Annotated in this window: 14 protein-coding genes; 3 read left to right on the top strand and 11 right to left on the bottom strand. The window is 73.5% G+C overall.

What is annotated here, in order from left to right:
- Window positions 1-132: 132 nt before the first annotated feature.
- The 5 genes from ACFYW1_RS26210 to ACFYW1_RS26190 all read right to left on the bottom strand — a co-directional run bounded on the left by ACFYW1_RS26210 (window position 133) and on the right by ACFYW1_RS26190 (window position 5,319).
- Entirely contained in the window at window positions 133-1,182 is a 1,050-nt protein-coding gene (locus tag ACFYW1_RS26210; protein WP_388997949.1) for an NAD-dependent epimerase/dehydratase family protein, read from the bottom strand.
- 43 nt (window positions 1,183-1,225) lie between these two features.
- A complete protein-coding gene (locus ACFYW1_RS26205; protein WP_388997946.1) occupies window positions 1,226-1,966 on the bottom strand; it encodes a lysophospholipid acyltransferase family protein in 741 nt (246 codons plus the stop codon).
- 206 nt (window positions 1,967-2,172) lie between these two features.
- Entirely contained in the window at window positions 2,173-2,832 is a 660-nt protein-coding gene (locus ACFYW1_RS26200; protein WP_388997943.1) for a CoA transferase subunit B, read from the bottom strand.
- Window position 2,833: 1 nt separating this feature from the next.
- Window positions 2,834-3,610, bottom strand: a complete 777-nt coding sequence (locus ACFYW1_RS26195; protein ID WP_388997940.1) for a CoA transferase subunit A — start codon at window positions 3,608-3,610, stop codon at window positions 2,834-2,836.
- A 227-nt stretch (window positions 3,611-3,837) separates the two neighbouring features.
- Window positions 3,838-5,319 carry a PHB depolymerase family esterase gene (locus tag ACFYW1_RS26190; RefSeq protein ID WP_388997937.1) on the bottom strand — a complete coding sequence of 494 codons (1,482 nt, stop codon included), beginning with the start codon at window positions 5,317-5,319 and terminating at the stop codon, window positions 3,838-3,840.
- A gap of 389 nt (window positions 5,320-5,708) precedes the next feature.
- Between ACFYW1_RS26190 and ACFYW1_RS26185 the strand changes: the two genes are divergently transcribed.
- The 3 genes from ACFYW1_RS26185 to ACFYW1_RS26175 all read left to right on the top strand — a co-directional run bounded on the left by ACFYW1_RS26185 (window position 5,709) and on the right by ACFYW1_RS26175 (window position 9,597).
- Window positions 5,709-7,157 (top strand): 3-hydroxybutyrate oligomer hydrolase family protein, encoded by a 1,449-nt coding sequence (locus ACFYW1_RS26185; RefSeq protein WP_388997934.1) that lies wholly within the window; start codon window positions 5,709-5,711, stop codon window positions 7,155-7,157.
- 213 nt (window positions 7,158-7,370) lie between these two features.
- Window positions 7,371-8,159 carry a 3-hydroxybutyrate dehydrogenase gene (locus ACFYW1_RS26180; protein WP_388997931.1) on the top strand — a complete coding sequence of 263 codons (789 nt, stop codon included), beginning with the start codon at window positions 7,371-7,373 and terminating at the stop codon, window positions 8,157-8,159.
- Window positions 8,160-8,229: 70 nt separating this feature from the next.
- Window positions 8,230-9,597, top strand: a complete 1,368-nt coding sequence (locus ACFYW1_RS26175) for an MFS transporter (RefSeq protein WP_388997928.1) — start codon at window positions 8,230-8,232, stop codon at window positions 9,595-9,597.
- A gap of 120 nt (window positions 9,598-9,717) precedes the next feature.
- Here the strand turns inward: ACFYW1_RS26175 and ACFYW1_RS26170 are convergent, their stop codons facing one another.
- From ACFYW1_RS26170 to ACFYW1_RS26145, 6 genes are all read right to left on the bottom strand, one after another.
- Window positions 9,718-10,041 (bottom strand): hypothetical protein, encoded by a 324-nt coding sequence (locus ACFYW1_RS26170; protein WP_388997925.1) that lies wholly within the window; start codon window positions 10,039-10,041, stop codon window positions 9,718-9,720.
- 111 nt (window positions 10,042-10,152) lie between these two features.
- Window positions 10,153-14,229, bottom strand: coding sequence for a hypothetical protein (locus ACFYW1_RS26165; protein WP_388997922.1), 4,077 nt, complete (start codon window positions 14,227-14,229; stop codon window positions 10,153-10,155).
- A 9-nt stretch (window positions 14,230-14,238) separates the two neighbouring features.
- A complete protein-coding gene (locus ACFYW1_RS26160; RefSeq protein ID WP_388997919.1) occupies window positions 14,239-15,111 on the bottom strand; it encodes a carbohydrate ABC transporter permease in 873 nt (290 codons plus the stop codon).
- Window positions 15,108-16,064: a carbohydrate ABC transporter permease gene (locus ACFYW1_RS26155; protein ID WP_388997916.1), complete on the bottom strand. Its 957-nt coding sequence runs from the start codon at window positions 16,062-16,064 to the stop codon at window positions 15,108-15,110. Before ACFYW1_RS26155 ends, ACFYW1_RS26160 begins: the two co-directional genes overlap by 4 nt.
- Complete coding sequence (locus ACFYW1_RS26150) at window positions 16,061-17,368, bottom strand: extracellular solute-binding protein (RefSeq protein ID WP_388997913.1); 1,308 nt, start codon at window positions 17,366-17,368, stop codon at window positions 16,061-16,063. The genes ACFYW1_RS26155 and ACFYW1_RS26150 overlap by 4 nt, the downstream gene beginning before the upstream one ends.
- Window positions 17,365-20,265 carry a family 78 glycoside hydrolase catalytic domain gene (locus tag ACFYW1_RS26145; RefSeq protein WP_388997910.1) on the bottom strand — a complete coding sequence of 967 codons (2,901 nt, stop codon included), beginning with the start codon at window positions 20,263-20,265 and terminating at the stop codon, window positions 17,365-17,367. Before ACFYW1_RS26145 ends, ACFYW1_RS26150 begins: the two co-directional genes overlap by 4 nt.
- Window positions 20,266-20,529 lie beyond the last annotated feature (264 nt).

Raw genomic sequence — 20,529 nt, 5'->3', positions numbered from 1 at the left:
GCTGGGGTGGGTGGGGGGGGGGGGGGGGGGCGGCCCGGGGGGGGGGCCCCCCCCCCCCGCGCGCCCCGGCCGCCGCGCGCCCCCCCCCCCCCCCCCCCCCCCCCCCCCCCCCCCCCCGCGCCCAGTGCCCCCTCACGCCTTCCGGTCGTACGCCTCCAGCCAGGCGTCCTCCGGCGCGTAGTCGAACAGCTTCCTGCCGTAGGCCCGCACCATGGCGGGGAACACCTCCGTCCAGTCCCCCTCCGCCAGCCGCGCGGCGAGCCACTCGACCGTCTCCGGCAACGACTCCACGTAGTCCGTCACCGGCCGGTACCCGAGCTCCCGCTCGGCGGCCGTCATGTCGTACACGATGGGATGGGCGGAGCTCCACGGCGTCACGCCGACCCCTTCCTCCCCGGGCGCACCCTCCATCAGCACCGTCTCGGTGCTCCGGCCGAGCACGGCGTCGATCGCCGTACCGATCTCGAAGACCGTCGGCGCCTGCGGGTCCCCGGCGTTGAGCACCCGCGAACCGGGCCGCAGGGCGGCGAGCCGGATCAGCTCCGCCAGATTGGACACGTGGACCGGGTGGAAGCGCGACCGCCCGCCGAAGGCGAGCACCCGCCGCTCCCGGCCGTCCAGCAGCCGCTTCACGAAATACAGTTCGCGCGGCGAGCGGCAGTACGGTCCGTGGATCGCCCCGGCCCGCAGCAACGTCACCGGCAGCGCCTCCCCGGCCGCCAGCAGATCCCGCTCCAGCCGGATCTTCCGCGTCCCGTACGTCGCGTCCCCCGGCTCCACGGTGCGCTGCGACTCCGGGATCGGCACGGGGTAGCACGGGGCGCCGTCGGGCTCTTCCTGCGTGTCGAAGCTGCGGCCCCGGTCGTCCTCGTACACCGCACCGCTGGAGACGACCACCGCCGAACCGATCCGGTCGGCGAGACCGGTCAACTGCCCGGCGTGGTCCGCGCCGTACGCCACCATGTCGACCAGTACGTCGCAGCCGTCGCCCAGCGCCGCCGCGAGCGCCCCCTCCTCGTTGCGGTCGAGCGCGACCGTGCGCACCGCGTCGTCCCACCGGTCGTCCCTGCCGCCGCCGCGCGAGGCGGCCGTCACCTCCCAGCCGTCCTCGACGAGCGCCCGTACGGCCACCCGTCCGATCTGTCCCGTCGCTCCCAGAACCCATGCGTTTCCCTTGACCATGGCAAGGACGCTAGGCCGGGACCGCGACCCGGGACAGCGGGGTTCACCGAGCGCGGATCCGCCGTCGGCGTCGCAGTTTCGGGAACTTTTCCGACGGGCCGGTCTGTTCGGCCTGCGCCGCCTTCACCTTGGCCGCGTACTCGTCGACGTACTCCTGTCCGGAAAGTCCCAGGATCGCGTACATGATCTCGTCGGTGACGGCCCGGACCGCCGCCTTCTGGTTCTCCAGGCCCGCGTAGCGGGAGAAGTCCAGCGGCTCGCCGAAGCGGATGGTGACCCGCTTGATGCGCGGGATGGTCTGGCCGGGCGGCTGGATCTCGAAGGTCCCCACCATCGCGCACGGCACCACCGGCACCTGAGCCCTGATCGCCATGACGGCCACGCCCACCTTGCCCTTGTAGAGCCGGCCGTCGTGCGAACGGGTGCCCTCCGGGTAGATGCCCAGCAGCTCGCCCCGGCCCAGCACCTTGAGCCCTTCCCGGATCGCGGCCTGCCCCGCCTCCTTCCCCGAACGGTCCACCGGGATCTGCCCGATGCTGTGGAAGAAGGCGGCGGTCAGCCGTCCCTTCAGGCCCGGCCCGGTGAAGTACTCCGCCTTGGCGAGGAAGGTGATGCGCCGTCCGAGCATCGCGGGCATCAGGAAGTGGTCGGAGAACGACAGGTGGTTGCCGGCGATGATGGCCGCGCCGTCCTCCGGAACGTGCTCCAGGCCCTCGATCCTGGGGCGGAAGAACAACCGCAGAAGTGGTCCGAGGACGACGTATTTGAGCACGTAGTAGAACACAGGGCGGCTCCTAGCTCCGGTCGGCTCCAGGGCTGCATTCTGCCAGGACGGTGAACGCCTCCCGGGAAGGCGGTCCCGGTACAACTGACGCCCCGGCCAAACGCGTTCGGACGGACGGCGGCACGGGAGCGCCGCCGGGCCCGCGGCCCCGGGGGGACCGGCCGGAGCCCGGCGGCGACCGGCCGGAGCGCGCGTAGGAGCCCCGCTCAGCTCACCGGAACGGCGCCGAAGCCGTCCGGCACGGTCAGGTCCGCCGCCGTGGCGGCCCTGACCTCCTCGACGGTGACACCGGGAGCCAGCTCGGCCAGGACGAAGCCGTCCGGGGTGACGTCGACGACCGCGAGGTCGGTGATCACCCGCTGCACGACGGCCCGGCCGGTGAGCGGCAGGGTGCATTCGGGCACGAGCTTCGGACTGCCGTCCTTGGCGGTGTGCTCCATGAGGACGATGACCCGGCCCGCGCCGTGCACCAGGTCCATGGCACCGCCCATGCCCTTGACCATCTTGCCGGGGATCATCCAGTTGGCGAGGTCGCCCGAGGCGGAGACCTGCATGGCGCCCAGCACGGCCGCGTCGATGTGGCCGCCGCGGATCATGCCGAAGGACAGCGCGGAGTCGAAGAAGGACGCGCCGGGCAGGGTGGTGACGGTCTCCTTGCCGGCGTTGATGAGGTCGGCGTCGAGCTCGTCCTCGGCCGGGTACGGGCCCACGCCCAGAATGCCGTTCTCGGACTGCAGCACCACCTCGATGCCGGGCGGCAGGTGATTGGGGACGAGCGTGGGAAGGCCGATGCCGAGGTTGACGTAGCTGCCGTCGGTCAGTTCCCGGGCGGCCCGGGCCGCCATCTGCTCACGGGTGAGGGCCATGTCAGACACCGCCTTCCCGCCGGACGGTACGGCGTTCGACGCGCCGCTCGGCCGCGGGGTCGCCGGAGTCCACACGGACCACGCGCCGGACGAAGACGCCGGGGAGGTGGATCTCGTCCGGGTCGAGCTCGCCGGGTTCGACGAGCCGGTCCACCTCGGCGACGGTGATCCGGCCCGCCATGGCGGCCAGCGGGTTGAAGTTGCGCGCGGACGAGTGGAACACGAGGTTCCCGTGCCGGTCGCCGACCTCGGCGCGGACCAGCGCGAAGTCGGTGATGATGCCGTGTTCGAGCAGGTGGGGGCGCCCGTCGAACTCCCGGGTCTCCTTGGCGGGCGAGGCCACGGCGACCGATCCGTCGGCGGCGTGCCGCCAGGGCAGCCCGCCCTCGCCGACCTGGGTGCCGGTGCCCGCCGGAGTGTAGAAGGCGGGGATGCCGGCGCCGCCGGCCCGCAGTCGCTCCGCCAGCGTTCCCTGCGGCACGAGTTCGACCTCCAGCTCCCCGCTCAGGTACTGGCGGGCGAATTCCTTGTTCTCCCCGACGTACGAACTCGTCATCCGGGAGATCTGCCCGCCGGCGAGCAGGATGCCGAGACCCCAGTCGTCGACACCGCAGTTGTTCGAGACGATGTGGAGGCCGCCCACCTCACGGCGCCGGAGGGCGTCGATCAGCGTGCCCGGTATGCCGCACAGACCGAAGCCGCCCACGGCGAGCGAGGCCCCGTCGGGGATGTCGGCCACCGCCTCCATCGCGCTCGCGACTGTCTTGTCCAGACCCATACGCTCCCTTTCCCTCGGGCAACCGGGATGACCTCGCAGGTCGGAGCCGGTGCCAGTACAGCCGACGGGCAGTGAGCCTAGGAAGGCGCGCCGGGCGCGACCATGGGTGCCGAGCACACTTCGCTCCGGGGAGGGGTGTGTGGGAACCACGGGTCGAGGGGTGTGGCGGAGGCGATGGTTCCGACCGCGGCCCCGGGGTGGAACCAGCCCGGGGCCGCGGTCGGGGGTCAGGCGGGGCAGCCGGAGTCGGCGATCACGTAGTGGCCGGGCGAGGTCTGTTCGAGGGTGTGCCGGACGGAGGTGTTCCACAGCCCCATGGACTGGCCGGACCCCAGGGCGTAGGTGTATCCGCCGCTGTGGCGGGCGCGTCCGGCGACGGTGTGCGCGTAGTTGTCCGCCGTGTGGCACGTGGGCGTGAACCCGGTGGTGGTCGCGGTCACCGCGGCGGAGGCCGCGCCCCGCGCGCCCGAGGAGTCGACCGCGGCCACGGTGTAGCGGTACGCCGTGCCGGTGGCCAGACCGGTGTCGGTGTAGCCGGTCGCCGTGGCGGTGCCCACCTTCGTGCCGTCGCGGTGGATGTCGTACGAGGCCGCGCCGGTGACCGCGTGCCAGCTCAGGGCGGCGGTGGTGTCGGTGGTGCCGGTGACGGTCACCCCGGTGGGGGCCGGCAGCGTCCCCGGGGTCCCGCCGCCGTCCAGCCCCCAGAACCGGGCGGTGCGGTAGCTGGAACAGATGGTGTCGAGGTAGTACGTGCCGGTGGTGCCGCACTGCTCGGCGCCGCTGCCGGGGTCGACCGCGAGCCCGTGGGCCATGCCAGCGACCGAGTAGACCTCGACCGCGGGTGCGCCGGAGGCGTCCTCGTAGACGCTCAGCGTGGTGCCCCCGGCCAGCTCCTCGGTGCGGGAGGGCGTCTGCCCGATGCCCCAGACGTCGGTCCACTGGTCGCGCAGTTCGGCGGCGTTGGCGGGCCGGACGGTGGTGTCGGCGGTGCCCTGCCAGATCGCCACCCGGGGCCAGGAGGTGGTCCCGGCGGGGGCGGCGGACCGCACGAGATCGCCCCACTGGCCGGGGGTCCTGTCGGCCGGGGCGTACATGCAGGTGTAGGCCGCGGCCACGCTGTTCGCGCAGTGCGCCGGCAGACCGGAGGCGATGGACCCCGCCGCGAAGACGTCGGGGTACGCGGCGAGCATGTTCGCGGTCATGCCGCCGCCCGCCGACAGGCCGGTGATGTACACCCGGCCGGGGTCGCCGTCGTACCGGGCGACGGCCTCGTCGACCATCTGCTTGATCGACAGCGCCTCGCCCTGTCCGCGCGTGCTGTCGCCCGGTTCGAACCAGTTGAAGCAGGAGTTGGCGTTGTTGGCGCCGCTCGTCTGCGGGAAGACCAGCGAGAAGCCGTAGCGGTCGGCGAACTCGGGCCAGCCCGAGTGGGCGTAGTAGTCGTTCGCGCTCTGGGTGCAGCCGTGCAGGGCGACCACGACGGGCGCCTTGGCCGGCAGCCCGTCGGGCGCGTACGCGTACATGGAGAGGTTGCCGGGATCGGTGCCGAAACCGGTGATCTCGGTGAGGCCGGCGGCGGACGCCCGCGGGGCGACGGTCAGCAGACCCGCGGCGAGGGCGAGGGCGCCCGCCGCGACCGTGAGCAGGCGGCGGACACCTCTCGCGCGGCGGTTTCCCGCAGAGCGGTTCGGGGGGTTCGGCTGTCGCATGTGGACTGCCTCCTGGGACGACGAGTACGTTCTCCGGGCCGGTACCGGGCGGGGCCGCCCGTCGGCGTGGCGCCCATCATCGGGGCGCCCGCGCCGGGGCCGGCATGGGCTCGGCAGCCAGGCTTGGCGGACCCCCTGTGTGACGGCCATCCATGGTCGCGCCCCCGAACGGGCGTGTAGGACGGCGGTACGGGCGGCGGCTTCCACCCGTACCCTCGTCCAGGTTCATGACGGGGCGTCACATGCCCCTCTCCGGCCCTTCCGCCCGGCCCGGGGTGGCGGCCCGCACCATTGCCGGGAGCCCGACGGTGGTTCCCGGACCCATGGAACCGGCCGAACCGGCGGCATAGCCTCCGCGCGTCCGACCACACGACCCCGGAGGCAGCCCGATGCGCCGCTCCACCGACTCCCCGCCCCGCTTCTGGACACGGGGCGCCCCGGCCGTACTCGCCCTGGCCGCCCTCGCGTTCACCCCCTCGGCGGCGACGGCCGACACCGGCCACCGCGCCGACCGCTGTGCGAACGCCGCACACCTGCGGGTCCCCGGCGCCGAGCGCCAGCAGACCGCCTGCCTCGACGAGTTGACCACGGCCGGGACCGTCGCCTCGGGACACACCGACGAGGCCGACTGGGCCGGGCTGACCCCGAAGGACCTGCCCGTGCCCACCGGAGTGCCCGGCACGCAGATCGACGGGTACTTCCCCGACACCTCCACCACCAACACCAACCACGGCTGGAAGCACGACGCCCAGTTCGTCATCCGGCTGCCCGACAGGTGGAACGGCGGCCTCGTCGTGGCCGGCACCCCCGGCAACCGCGAGCAGTACGCCAACGACCGGGCCATCGCCGACTGGGTGCTCTCCCGCGGCTACGCCTACGCCGCCACGGACAAGGGCAACACCGGCCTCGCGTTCCACCGGGACGGAAAGGCGCCGGGCGACGCCGTGGCCGAGTGGAACGACCGGCTCACCCAGCTCACCCGGGCCGCCCGCGCCACGGTCGCCCAGCGCTACCACCGGCCGCCGGCCCGCACCCTGGTGACCGGGCTGTCGAACGCCGGCTACCTGGTGCGCTGGCAGCTGGAGAACCACCCCGAGCTCTACGACGGGGGAGTCGACTGGGAAGGCACCCTGTGGCGCTCCGACGGGCCCACGCTGCTGGACTTCCTGCCCGAGGCGATGCGCCACTACCCGGTGTACGCGGCCGGGGGAGAGGGTGCCGGGGCGGCCCGGGACGCCCTGCACGCCGCCGGCTACCCGGCGGGCTCGGAGTTCCTCTGGCCGTACCACCACCAGGTCTACTGGGACCTGACGCAGCGCATCTACCGCGAGGAGGTCGACCCGGAATTCGACGGGGCACTCGAAGCGGGCACCCCGTACTGCGCGCCGGGAACACCGGCCTGTGACGCCGACTACGACTACTCGGCGCGCCCCGAGGAGGTGCACCGGGCCGTGCGGAAGATCGGGCTCACCGGGCGCATCGGCAAACCGCTGATCACCGTGCACGGCACCCTCGACGTCCTGCTGCCGATCAGCCGGGACTCGGACGTCTACGCCCGCATGGTGAAGGAGGCGGGCCGCGGTTCCCTGCACCGCTACTACCGCATCGAGGGCGGCACCCACACCGACTCCCTGTTCGACGTGTTCCCCGACCGGCTGCGGCCGCTGACCCCCTGCCACCGCTCGGCGTTCACCGCGCTGGAGGGCTGGCTCACCGAGGGACGGCGGCCCCCCGCCTCCCGGACCGTGGCACAGCCCGCCGGGGCGGACGCCACGGCCCTCGTCAACAGCTGCCCCCTCGGCGGACGGGGAAGCGACCGGCCCGTACCCCGCACCTGACCGGCACCACCGCACCGCCACCGCCCCGGCCCGGCCGGATCGCCCCTCGCGATCCGGCCGTCGTCGATCCGCGGGAAGGACGGAACCGGCGGACGGCGCCACCTCGCGAACCGCATCCGGCCGGGCTGTGGCGGAGGAGGCCACCAAAGACCATCGCTTTATGGCGGTCCACCACATGGGACGAACCCGGAGCGCTCCTTACTGTTTCCGGCCATGACGAACACATTTCCCACCCCGGCTCCGCTGCCGCCCGCCGCGGTCGACCTGAACGGACGCACGGCCCTCGTGACCGGCGGCGGCAGCGGCATCGGCCGGGCCTGTGTGCTCGCCCTGGCACAGGCGGGAGCCACCGTGCACGTGGTCGACCGGGACGCGGCGGCGGCCGGTGCGGTGGCGGAGATCACCGGCGGCCCGGTCCACGTGGCCGACCTCGCGGACCGGGCCGCCGTCGGCCTCCTCCCCGCAGAGGTCGACATCCTGGTCAACAACGCCGGTCTGCAGCACGTGGCCCCGCTCACGGAGTTCCCGGTGGAGCGCTTCGAACTGATCCAGAAGGTGATGGTCACCGCCCCGTTCCTGCTCATGCGGCGGGTCCTGCCGCACATGTACGGACAGGGCTGGGGCCGGATCGTCAACATCTCCAGCGTCCACGGGCTGCGGGCCAGCGCCTACAAGTCCGCCTACGTCGCGGCCAAGCACGGCCTGGAGGGGCTGAGCAAGGTCGCCGCGATCGAGGGCGCCCCCCACGGCGTCACCAGCAACTGCGTCAACCCCGGGTACGTCCGCACCCCGCTCGTGGAGGGCCAGATCCGGGACCAGGCCGCCGCGCACGGCATCAGCGAGGACGACGTGCTCTCCGACGTCATGCTGGCCCGCTCACCGGTCAAGCGGCTCCTGGAGTCCGAGGAGGTCGCCGCCGCCGTCCTGTGGCTGTGCGGCCCCCACACGAGCTGCCTCACCGGGGCCTCCCTGCCGCTCGACGGCGGCTGGACCGCCGGCTGAACCACTCCGCCCGTCCCGCACCACCCCGCACCACGCCCTCCCGTCCCCACTCGTGAAACCCGGTGAATCCATGTCTGACACCCCCAGGCCGAGAGGCGGCATCGGCCGCATCGTCGCCGCGAGCCTGATCGGCACCACCATCGAGTGGTACGACTTCTTCCTGTACGGCTCGGCCGCCGCTCTGGTGTTCAACACGCTGTTCTTCCCCTCCGCCGACCCGCTGGTGGGCACCCTGATCGCCTTCGTCACCTACGCGATCGGATTCCTGGCCCGGCCGCTGGGCGGCATCGTCTTCGGCCACTTCGGCGACAAGATCGGCCGCAAGAAGCTGCTGGTCGTCAGCCTCCTGATGATGGGCGGCTCGACCTTCGCCATGGGCCTGCTGCCCACCTACGAGACCCTCGGCGTCGGGGCGCCGATCCTGCTGACCGTGCTCCGGCTGGTGCAGGGCTTCGCCCTGGGCGGCGAGTGGGGCGGCGCCGTGCTGATCGTCTCCGAGCACGGCGGGGACAAGCACCGCGGTTTCTGGGCCTCCTGGCCGCAGGGCGGCGCCCCCGGCGGAAACCTCCTGGCCACCGGGGTCCTGGCGCTGCTGGCCTCGTTCCAGTCGGAAGCCGCCTTCCAGTCCTGGGGCTGGCGCGTCCCGTTCCTGCTGTCCGGGCTCCTCGTGGTGATCGGGCTGTGGATCCGGGTGTCGGTCTCGGAGTCCCCGGTCTTCCTGGAGGCACAGGCCAGGGCGGAGGCGGAAGCCGCCCGGGGCGTCAAGGAACAGGCCCCCGTCGTCCAGGTGTTCCGGCGCAGCTGGCGCGAGGTCCTCTCGGCCATCGGCGTCCGCTTCGGCGAGAACATCTCGTACTACATCCTGACCTCCTTCGTGCTCGTGTACGTCACCACCCACCTGGAACTGCCCAAGAGCACCGCGCTCAACGCCGTCCTGATCGGCTCCGCCATCCACTTCGTCACCATCCCGGCCTGGGGCGCGCTGTCCGACCGGATCGGGCGCCGCCCGGTCACCCTGATCGGCTCCGTGGGCATGGCCGTCTGGGCGTTCGCCTTCTTCGCCCTCGTCGACTCCGAGTCGTTCGCCGTGATCACCCTGGCCGTCACCGCCGGCCTGGTGCTGCACGGCGCGATGTACGGGCCGCAGGCCGCGTTCATCTCCGAGATGTTCGACACCAAGGTCCGCTACTCCGGCGCCTCCATGGGCTCCCAGCTCGCCTCCATCGTCGCCGGGGCCCTCGCCCCGATCATCGCCGTCGAACTCCTCCGGGAATTCGGCTCCTCCACGCCCGTCAGCCTCTACCTCTGTGCGGCGGCCGTGGTCACCACGGTCACCGTGGCGGTCACCCGGGAGACCCTCGGCCGCGACCTCACCCGCAGCCGGGACGAGGAGCGGGCGGCGAAGCGACCCCCGGTTACAGCGGGCGACCCGGCGTGACCCCGCCCCGTCCGTGAACGGCCCGGTCCACCGGCGGCGGAAGCCGCCCGGCGGACCGGGCCGCACCCCGTGGGTCGGCCGCAGGCCGACGAGAAGGCGCGGCCCGTTTCCGGCCTCGGGTCAGCCGCAGCAGAACGGGTTGTCGCAGGGATCGCCGGCCTCGCTGCCGTACGCGGCGAAGTCCAGGAGGGGACCGAGCAGTTCCGCTCCGGTGCGCGCGTCCAGCGGGGGCGCCGACGGGGTCAGGGGCCGTCCCCAGGCGGGCGGGGTGCCGTCGGTGTCGAAGCGCCCGACGCCGTCCACGAACAGCGTCCAGAGCGGGTGATCGGGAAAACAGTTGAGCCGCAGCACCCACCACCGGCCCCCGACCTCGGCGGCGGCGGGGAAGGACGTGTTCCCCGTCGCCCGCCACCGGGGCTCCGCCCGGAGTTCGTCGTACGACACACCGCCAGTGTGCCCGCACGCCCCGACGCACGCCATACCCGCACCGGGCCCGGACCGGCCCACCGCCCCGATACCGGCCGGCGCGCCCGATCACCGGTACCCGCCGCCCCGTCAGATCCTTTCCACCCGCAGCCGCACGGGGCCCGACAGCCCGCTCACCCGCTGCCCGGGGAAGACGAAATGCGTCGGGCTCGTCGCGTCCAGCCGGGGCGCCAGCGTCCCGAACACGGTGATGTCGACGGTACGGACGCCGGGACCGGCCAGCCCCGTCAGGTCGAACACGTACGGGGAACACACCCGCACCCCGGCGGCCACCCCGTCGATCCACACCTCCGCCGTCCCCCGGACCCGCCCGAGGTCGAGCAGGACGCGCCCCCCGACGGCCCCGTCGGGCACCGTCACCTCACGGCTGTAGCGCACCCCGCCGCTGTACTCGGCCAGGCCCAGGGTCTCCCAGTCGCCCAGGCGGATCAGCCCGGGACCGACCGTGCAGCGCAGCGGGCCGGCCAGCGCGGCACCGCCCTCCCGGCCGGGGCGGGTGCGAAGGCGCAGGGCCGCGGTCCGCGGCCCGTGCGGCCCGTCGGTCGGCAGTTCGACCGTCACGGTGCGCACCCCCCGCTCCCCGCCGTCGCCCACCTCGGCGGCGCACTCGGCGCCGTCCACGTACACCGTGGCCCCGCCGTGCACCGGCACCGTCAGCCGGGTCGCGCCGGGCGGCAGCAGACACCACAGCCACTCCACGGCGGCCCGGCGGCCGGGAACCGCGAACCGGACCGGCACCACCGTGCCGTCGTCCGCGTCCGGGTCCAGCCAGCGGGCCCCCGGCAGCGGATGCGGGCGACGGCGCAGATGCAGGGCCGCGGGGTCGCCCACCGGCTCGCGGCGCACCGCGGCCGGCTCGCGCCCCCGGGCTCCTGCGGTCCACCACGTGGCGTCGCTGTGCAGCGTCACCGTCCGGCCCCCGGCCCCGTCGTCGAGGACCGCGTCCACGAGCACCGCGCGCTCGCCGCCGCCGGACGTCTCCACGGTGATGTCGTTGTCGCCGGGGCGCAGGGCCGCCGTCACGTCGTGCCGGCGCACCCGCGGGACCGCGTGCTCGGCGTACGGGTCGAAGCCGCCCTGCCTGCCCACGAGCCGCCCGTTCACCCGCAGCGCGCAGGGCGCCCGGGAGGCCAGCTGGACCACGGCCCGGACGGGGAGGACCGGCAGGCGCAGCGTCGTGCTCACCGCCCCGGGGGCGAGGATCCACTCCGGGCGCCGGTAACGTTCTGGGTCGCGGACGAGCGCCAGGTGCGCCCGCAGCACGCAGTCCCGGTCGGGGACCAGACCGACGGAGAGCAGCCGGGGGCCGGCCGCCGCCCGCACCCGGCCCGTCGCGAGATGGCCCCGGTCGTCCAGGGGCACGGGCGCCCCGTCGAGCAGGACGCTCTTCGCCGCCGCGGCCCCGACCGCGAGGTGCCCGTCGAAGTCCTCGTCGAGGTGCAGCACCGTGCGCAGCCGCACCGGCTCCCCGGCGACCGCGTGGCCCAGGTGCACGAACTCCTCGGGCACGTGCCCCTTCGGCCCCAGTACGGCGCGGTGCACCGGGTCCTTGCGCACGCCCAGCGAGTCGGACCATTCGAGGACCGACGACCGGACCCGCCCGGGGGCGCCGCGGGAGACGACCGCCCGCGGACCGAACGTCGCGTGCACCGTGGTCCGTGCCCCGCGGGCCCCTTCCGCCCCGGCCCAGCCGTCCCGCACTCCGTCCTCGCCCGCCGCCTCCACCCGGTGCCCGAAGGTCCGGCACTCGGTGACCGCCGGCCCCGCGCCCGGCGGACCCGTCGCGGGGCGGGCGAAGTCGCCCCAGGTGTTGTCGAGGGTCGGGACGAGCGTCATCCGCCAGTCCGCTTCTGGGGGGATCTCGACGGTGACGACGGCCGGGCCCGCACCGGACGCGACCGGGACGGACGGGGGCACGGGCACCGCCGGGCCCCCGCCCTCGGCCGGGAAGACCAGCAGCGCCGCGGGTCCCCTGTCGAAGGGGACCTCGACCTCCACGGCGCGGGCGTCACCGTCCGCTGGCACCGCCGGCAGAGTCCGCGGCGCCCCGCCGAACGGGTCCAGCAGGACCGCGGGCCCCGCCACGTCCCGCACCCGCACCCGGGCACTTCGCGCGTAGCGGCCGGGATCGAAGTCGTAGCGGGCGTCCAGCCAGCCCAGCGCGGCGCCCCGCTCGTCGGGGGCGGCGACCCTCGCCCGGGTCGCCCGGGGACTGCCCGCGGTCAGGAACACCACCGTGGCACCGTCCACCCGGCGCGCGAGCGCGGGCACCGGGGCGCGGACGGCCGGGGCCGCCCCGGCCAGCGCGACGGCGAGGGAACCGTCCGAGTCGTCAGCGGCCGGGACGTGCACGGCCCGGCCGTCCGTGAAGCAGGCCCGCAGCTCGGCCGCCGTGACGGCCGGACCCGGGCCGACGAGACGCTCGGGAAGCGCCCCGAGCGCGATCAACCGACCACCGGCCGAGGCGAACTCGACGAGCCGGTGCGCCGTCTTCCGCTCGACGACGGTGCACGCGGGCAGCAGGACCGTGCCGTACGCCTCGTCCGCCACCTCCAGCCGCACCCCGTCGCGGGACCGGGAGAGCCGGGCACGGGCCAGGGAGGCGTCGTCGACGACGTCGGCGTCCAGCCCCAGCCGGTCCAGGAGGCCCGGCCGGGTGCGGAACCAGGACATCTCCCCGACCAGGCCGAGATACACCGACTGGGCGTGCTCCGCCGCCTCCGTGACCCCGTCCAGGGCGGTGCCGGCCTGGGCCGTGGCGGTGGGCAGCAGGACCGCGACGTCGCACAGGTGGCGGCCCGTGCTCAGGGCCGCGCACAGCCGGGCCACCGCGTCGGCGAGGACCCGGTGGTGACGCCAGTACGGCTGCCGCCAGTCGGTCGCCGGCGGCGCCCACTCCCACCAGCCGCCCTTGGTCGTGTAGTAGACCGCGTGCGGGTTGTAGAGCGTCGCGCCGGCCCGCAGCCACGGCAGCAGCCAGTCGAACGTCTCCTCCAACGTCCCGCCCCAGCCGGTGGAGTGGAACGCCTCGATCCAGGTGCGGGGACGGCCGTAGAGGTGGGCGAGCGAGGAGTGGACCCGGGCGTCGCCGTGATGGTCGCAGCCGGGGGCCGAGAACCAGCGGTGGGTACGGGCGTAGTCGGCGTACAGCCGCACGCCCCCGACGGGGTGCCCGGCACGGGCGGGGTCCTGCTGGTCGCAGCCGACGAGCAGGCCGTGCCGCTCGTGCCAGGCGGCCAGCGGCCGGAAGAACGCCTCCTCGGCCAGCTCGGCACGGGTGTCGTGGTAGTCGCGGCGGACCCGGTGGGCGTCCGGGTCCGTGCTGTCGGCGTACAGGGCGTCGAGCCGGGCCGTGACGTCGTACCCGTGGCGGTGCAGGAACGACGCGGCGAAACCGGTGGACCAGGTGGGCAGGGCGGGCAGCTCGTCCTGGAAGGAGCCGACGACGACGGTCCCGAGGCGGTCGCCGAGGCGGCGCCCGAACTCACCGTGCACCCGGTCCAGCAGCGCCGCGCACGCCTCCTTCCCGAGGTAGTCGAAACCGAGCGCCTCGTGGTGATGGAGGGTCAGGCGCCAGCGTCCGGGGCCGGGTGCCCGCACGATTCCGCCGGCCACCGGGACCCGCACCGCGGGACCGGTGCCCCGGCCGTCGCCGTCGACCGGTTCGGCACCGCCCGCCAGGGGCCGGGCGCCGGGGGGACAGCGCAGTTCCCCGGGCCGGGCGGCCGAGGAATCGACCACGGCGCGGGTACGGTCGAGCCGGCGCCCGGCGCGCCCGGGCCGCTCGTCGACGAGACGGGCCTGGAGATCGGCGCCGGAGAAGCCGAGCTGGTCGTAGAACCAGAGCCCGACACCGAGTTCGCGGGCGTCCTCGCACACGCCGTCGAGCAGCGCCCACCAGGCGTCGGAGAGGAAGGGCGGATCATCGGCGTCGGAGCCGAACAGCGGGCCCGAAGGCGCCAGGTTGAGGAGGACGAGCTGATGCACCCCGCCCTCGGTGAAACGCTCCAGCTGGGCCCGCAGCCGGGACCGTTCGAGCCGCTCCCCGCTCCACCACCAGATGGCGACGGGCGAGAAGGCGCGCGGGGGATCGGCGAACGCCGCCGCCACGTCCGGTGGGAGGGGCCGGTGTCCGGGAAGTGCCATGGGAGGTCCTCACCCCTTGAGGCCGCCTGCGAAACCCTTGATCACATAGCGCTGGAGGAGCACGAAGACCACCAGGATCGGCAGGGCGGCCAGCACCAGCCCCGCGAAGACGAGGCCGTAGTCGGAGACGTACTGCCCGACGAAGGCGAAGATGCCCACCGGCACGGTCTCCCGGCCGGAACCGCCCAGGTACAGCAGCGGGGTGAAGAAGTCGTTCCAGACGAACACGGCGTTCAGGATGATCACGGTGCCGGTGATGGGGCGCAGCAGGGGGAAGACCACCCGGGCGAAGGCCTGCCGGTGGTTGCAGCCGTCGATCAGCGCGGCCTGGGCGTAGTCCTGCGGCAGCGCACGGATGAAACCCGTGTACAGGAACACGGTGAACGGCAGCTGGATGCCGGTGTAGAAGAGCACCATGCCGTGGTACGTGCCGAGCCAGCCCAGGTCGTCGACGAGTTTGTAGAGCGGGATCATGCCGAGCTGGAACGGCAGCACGATGCCCAGCAGGAACAGGACGTAGAGCCCGTAGCCGATGCCGCGGGCCCGGCGCGCGAGGTAGTAGGCGCCCGTGGAGCCGAGGACGACGAGGAGCAGCAGGCTGACGGCGGTGATGACCGTGCTGCTGAGCAGGGCGGGCCCCAGGGACGCGGAGGACCAGGCGTCGCCGAAGTTGTCGAAGGTGGGCGGCGAGGGCGGTGCCAGGGGCGACTCGGCGATCTGCCGGGGGTCCTTCATCGCCAGGGTGAGCAGGGCGTACACCGGGAAGAGGAAGACCACCGCGACGGCGATCATGACCAGTTCGAGGGCATACCGCCCGAAACGTGGTCCGCGACCGCCGCGAAGCCGCTCTCCCACCGGACCACGGGCCGTTGCGACGCTCACGCGGTGACCTCCCTCGCGCGCAGGTAGCGGAGCTGTACCAGGGACACCGCGGCCACGAACAGGGCGAGTACCAGGGCCACCGCGGTGCTGTACCCGAACTTCCCGTAGACGAACGCCTCCTTGTACAGCACGGTCGACAGCGTCTCGCTGGAGGTGCCGGGGCCGCCGTTCGTGGCGGCGTACACCTGGTCGAAGAGTTTGAGGCCGCCGATGGTCGACAGCATGAGGTTGATCGTCAGCGCCGGGGCCAGGAGGGGCCAGGTGACGTAGCGGAAGCGCTGCCAGGGGCCCGCCCCGTCGATGCGGGCCGCCTCGTGCAGCTCGGCCGGCACGCCCTGGAGCCCGGCCAGGAAGACGACCATGGAGTAGCCCGCGTACTGCCACACGACCATCGCGGCGACCGACCACAGGGCGAGCGAGGGATCGCCGAGCCAGTCCTGGCGCAGGCCGCCGAGCCCGATCGCGCCGAGGACCCCGTTGAGCCCGGCGCCGTTGTCGGGGTTGTAGATGTACTTCCACAGGATCGCGACCATGACCGGGCTCACCACCGCGGGCGCGAAGAAGATCAGCCGCAGCACGGCACGGGACCGGATGCGGGCATGGACGCCGAGGGCGAGCAGCAGCCCGATGCCGTTCTGGACGACGACCACGGCGACGGTCAGCAGCAGGGTGTTGCCGACGGACTCCAGGGCCCGGTCGTCGTCGAGCAGGGCGCGGAAGTTGTCCGGGCCGGTGAAGGAGAAACCGCCGATGCCGGACCAGTCGGTGAAGGCGTACATCACTCCGGCGAGGCTCGGATAGAGGACGACGACCGCGTAGACGACGAGCGCGGGCACGACGAAGAGCCGGGGCGGGAGGGTGTGGTCACGGGGCCGGGCCGGGCGGCCGGGACCGGGGCGCGCTCCCGGCCGCCTCCCGGCGACCGCGCGTTCCTCGGAGGAGGTGCTCGTCACAGTGCCTTCCCGTAGGCCTCGTCCATCCGGGCCAGCGCGCCGTCGACGTCCGTCTTGTCCGCGAGCAGTTCCTGCACGGCGGCGAAGTGGGCGGGCTGCACCTCGGCGTTGGGCCAGCTCTGGTCCATGAAGGGGACGGCGCGGTTGTCGTCGATGAGGGGCAGGAAGGAGCTGAGGACCGGATCGATTCTGGTCGAGGAGTCGCGCTTGAACGGGATCGCGGCCACGGACTGCGCCCAGCGGTCGACGTTCTCCTGCTTCCCGAGGAACTCGACGAACGCCTTCGCCCCGGCCGATTTCCTGGACCGCGCGGAGATCCCGACCCCGACGACGATGCCCGCCGGGATCCACAGCTTCCCGGCGTCGTCACCGCCGGGGAAGGGGAACATGCCGAGGTCGTCGGGGTTGCGGGCGGCCTGGCGGAAGTTGGCGAGCACGGCGGAGACCTGGACGGCCATCGCCGCCCTGCCACCGGCGACCATCGAGGTCTGCTGTTCGTACGTGGTCCCGTTGGGGTTGTCGTTGAAGAAACCCCGGCGCTGCAACTCCTTGTACCTGCCCATCGCCTCGGCCCATCCCGAACCGCGGAAATGCGCTTTGCCGGAGGCCATTTCGGCGTCGAATCCGGGGTTCTTCGCATAGACGGCATTGGGGACCAGCGCGTAGGTGATCAATTGGGTCACCCAGGGGGTCTGGGCACCGAGCGCGATCGGGATCACGCCCTTCGCCTTCAATTTCGCGCAGACGGCGAGGAGTTCGTTCCAGGTCCGGGGCGGTTCGACCTTCGCGTCGGCGAAGACTTTCTTGTTGTGGATGGCACCGATGACGCTGCTGCCCGCCGAATACAGGTAGGTCCTGCCCTCGTGCCGGTAGGCGGGGTGGAAATTCTTCGGGACCTCCTCGGTCCAGCTCTGCCCGCTGAGATCGGCCAGCAGTCCGGCCTTGGCCAGCTCGACCATGGACATGGCGCTGCCGCTGCCGGGATAGAGCACGTGCACGTCCGGGGCGTTGCCGCCGGCGAGCTGGGTGCGCACCACCGTCTGGACCTGGTCCGTGGGCGCGAAGGAGGTGGCGAACGAGGTGTCGGGGTGGGACGTGCGGTAGCGCGCGACCATGTCCTCCATCGGCTTCTGCTGGTCGGCGACGCCGACGACGCGCAGCTTCCCGGAGCCGCCGTCCGAACCGGAGCAGGCCGTGAGGACGGGGGGAAGCGCGGCGAGCGCCGCGGCCCCGCCGCCGATGCGGAGAAAGCCGCGGCGGCCGACCGCGCCCCGGCCCGGCCGGGGATGGGAACGCGTCGTCATGGTGTGTCCTCCTCGTGCTGACGGATGGGCGGGTTCGACGTGCCGCGGCCGGGGCGGGGCGACGGCCGGACCGTGCCGGGCGCCCCGGGGGGAGCGCCCGTCGGGGCGTAGGCGGCGGTGAAGCGGTACGTGCCCGAGGACACGCGGTGGAACACCTGGCCGGAGGCGGCCGCGACCGGTGCGACATGGGGGTCGCCGGCCCCCGGAACCGCTCCCGACTCGCGGACCGAGCCGGGGTCCGTGGTGGGCACGTACACATCGGCGGTGGCGCCGGGCGGCACCCGCACGCACAGGATGATCCTTTCTTCGTCCCGCTCCCAGGAGACCGCGACGGTGCCGCGGACCGATTCGTGGCGGGCGCTCGCGCGGCGGAGGGGGCCGGGCCGCGGCCGGATCAGCAGCCGCCGGTACCCCGTGGAGTCCGGCGCCTGGTCCAGGCCCGCGACCCCCCGGTAGAGCCATTCGCCGATCGAGCCGAGCGCGTAGTGGTTGAAGGAGTTCATCGAAGGGGCGCGGAACCCCGCGTCGGGCGTCCACCCGTCCCAGCGTTCCCAGATCGTGGTGGCGCCGTGCCGCAGGGGGAAGCGCCACGACGGCACCTCGTCGCGCAGCAGGAGGGCGTGGGCGAGGTCGGAGTGTCCGTGGGCGTCGAGGACGGGGGCGGCGAGCGCGACCCCGAGGAAGCCCGTCAGCAGGGCGGGACCGGCCGAACCGACGAGTTCGGCGAGCCGGGCGGCGGCGGCCCCGGCCAGGGGGGCGGGCAGCAGCTCGAAGGCGAGCGCGACGAGGTACCCGGTCTGGGTGTCCCCGGCGACGCGCACCCGGGGGCCGTCCGCCCCGGCCTCGTCGACGGTGACGAAGCGCTCGGTGAACACGCGCCGGACGTCGTCGGCCAGCCGGTGGTACCGCCGGGCGGTGTCCTCCTGCCCGAGGACACCGGCGGCCTTCGCGGTGAGCCGGGCGCTGTGCGCGAAGTACGCCGTGGCGATGACCTCGCGCGGGGTGGGAGTGCCGGGGGCGAGCCAGTCGGAGAAGTGCGGGCCCACCCGGTGGCGCCAGACCAGATCGGGGTTGTGACGGCGGATCAGGTCGACCCAGGCGCACATGCCGTCCAGCGCCCGGGAGAGGAAGCGCGGATCGTCGTAGACGCGGTGGAGGTGCCACGGGACGATCACCCCCGCGTCGCCCCAGCCGGGCGCACCCTCGTCGGCCACCCCCACGAGCCGCGGGGCGACGTTGGGGAAGCCGCCGTCCGGGGCGCGGGCGTCGTCGACGTCGCGCAGCCACTTGGTGAAGAACGCGGCGACGTCCGCGTTGAGCGCGGCGGTGGGCAGGAACACCTGCGCGTCCGCCAGCCAGCCGAGCCGCTCGTCGCGCTGCGGGCAGTCCGTGGGCACGCTGACGAAGTTCGAGCGCTGTCCCCACGCCACGCAGTCGTGGAGCCGCCGCAGCTCGGCGTCCGAGCAGTCGAACTCCCCGGCCCACGGGGTGTCGCTGTGCAGGGCGACGGCGACGACATCGTCCTCCGACAGCTCCGGCAGACCGCTGATCCCGGCGTACCGGAACCCGTGGTACGTGAACCGCGGCTCGAACACGACGGGCCCGCGCCCGTCCCCGACGAGCACGTCGGTCGCGGCGGCGGTGCGCAGATTCGCCGTGTACAGCTGTCCGGACCCGTCCAGGACCTCCGCGTGACGGATCGTCACCCGGCTCCCGGCCGCGAGCCCGGCCACCCTCAGCCGCACCCGGCCGGCGATGTTCTGGCCGAAGTCGACGACATGGGTACCGGGCGAGACCTGGCGGACCGAGCGCGGGCGCAGCTCCCGCGTCGCCCGCACGGGCTCGTCGACGGACGCCACGAGCAGCCGGTGGCCGGTGTCCGTGACCAGGGCGGGGGACCAGCCGGAGTCGTCGAAACCGGGCAGCTCCCAGCCGTCACGCGCGTGGCGCAGGTCGTGGCACTCGCCCATCAGCAGATCCGCGTGCCGCACCGCCCCGGTGGCGGTTCGCCAGGTCCCGTCGGTGACGACCGAGGTGTCGGCGCCGTCCGCACCGGTCATCCGGAGTTCCGCCAGGAACTGGGGGAACGAGCCGTAATGGGCCCCCGCCCGGCGCGGCTCGAAGCCGACGAACCCGCTCCACCAGCCGTCGGCGAGGGTGGCCGCCAGCACGTTCTCCCCGTCGCGCAGCAACCCGGTCACGTCGTACGTCTGATACTGGACGCGGTGGCGGTAGTCCGTCCAGCCGGGTGCCAGCTCGGCGTCGCCGACCCGTACGCCGTTGAGCCGCACCTCGTACAGCCCGCGCGCGCTGACGTACAGCCGGGCCCGGGGGCCGGCCGCCGCGGTGAAGGAGCGCCGCAGGATCGGGCACGGGGCGAGCCCGTGGTCGTCGAGGGCGAACTCGCCCTCGGTGGGCGCGTCCATGACATCGACCGGGCCCGGCTCGTGGGCGATCCACGACGCCCGCCACCGGGCGGCGCCGGTGAACGCCGTCTCGAACCAGGACGTGGCCTCGGCGGGGACGTCCGTCCCGGCCCGCCACACGGACACCCGCCAGTGACAGCGCGTCAGGGGCGGCAGGGGCGGCCCGGCGTACTGGACGGCCGTCGCACCGGGATCGGCCACCCGGCCGGTGTCCCACAGGAGCCGGCCGTCCCCGTCCAGGTCCTCGACGCGCTCGGCGACCCGGACCCGGTGGGCCACGGGATCGTCGCCCCGGTGATCGGAAACGAGCCGCCAGGACAGCCGGGGCGCGGCCTCGTCGATCCCCAGCGGGGTGGTGCGGTGCTCGCACCGCAGGGCATGGGGGCGCAGCGTCGTGGTTCCGGAGCGGCTGTGCGCCGCCCCTTCGGAGGGTCGGGAGACGGGTGGATCGGCTGCCGGGGAACCGGACACGAGCACGTCCTTCCGTCGCACCGAATTTCCCGATGTGAAATCTAACGTTAATTCTGTGGCGTGGAGACTATGAGTCGCCCTGGGGGGTGTCAAGGGTGTTGCCGATGTGTCTCCCGTTCACCTCGGAAAAGGGGTGATGTTGCCCCAACTAACCGTCTGTGAACGGTATTGCGGACGTCGGCGGGTGGTCTTGTGGCACATGATTCCCTGTGATATTCACCCTGTGATTACCACATGGACGGACGTGAAATCACGTGCCGCTCC

The organism is Streptomyces sp. NPDC002669, assembly GCF_042889165.1.
In the GTDB taxonomy this organism is placed as follows: Bacteria; Actinomycetota; Actinomycetes; order Streptomycetales; family Streptomycetaceae; genus Streptomyces.
The sequence above is the reverse complement of the archived record's forward strand: the minus strand, read 5'-3'. Positions and strand labels throughout refer to the sequence as shown.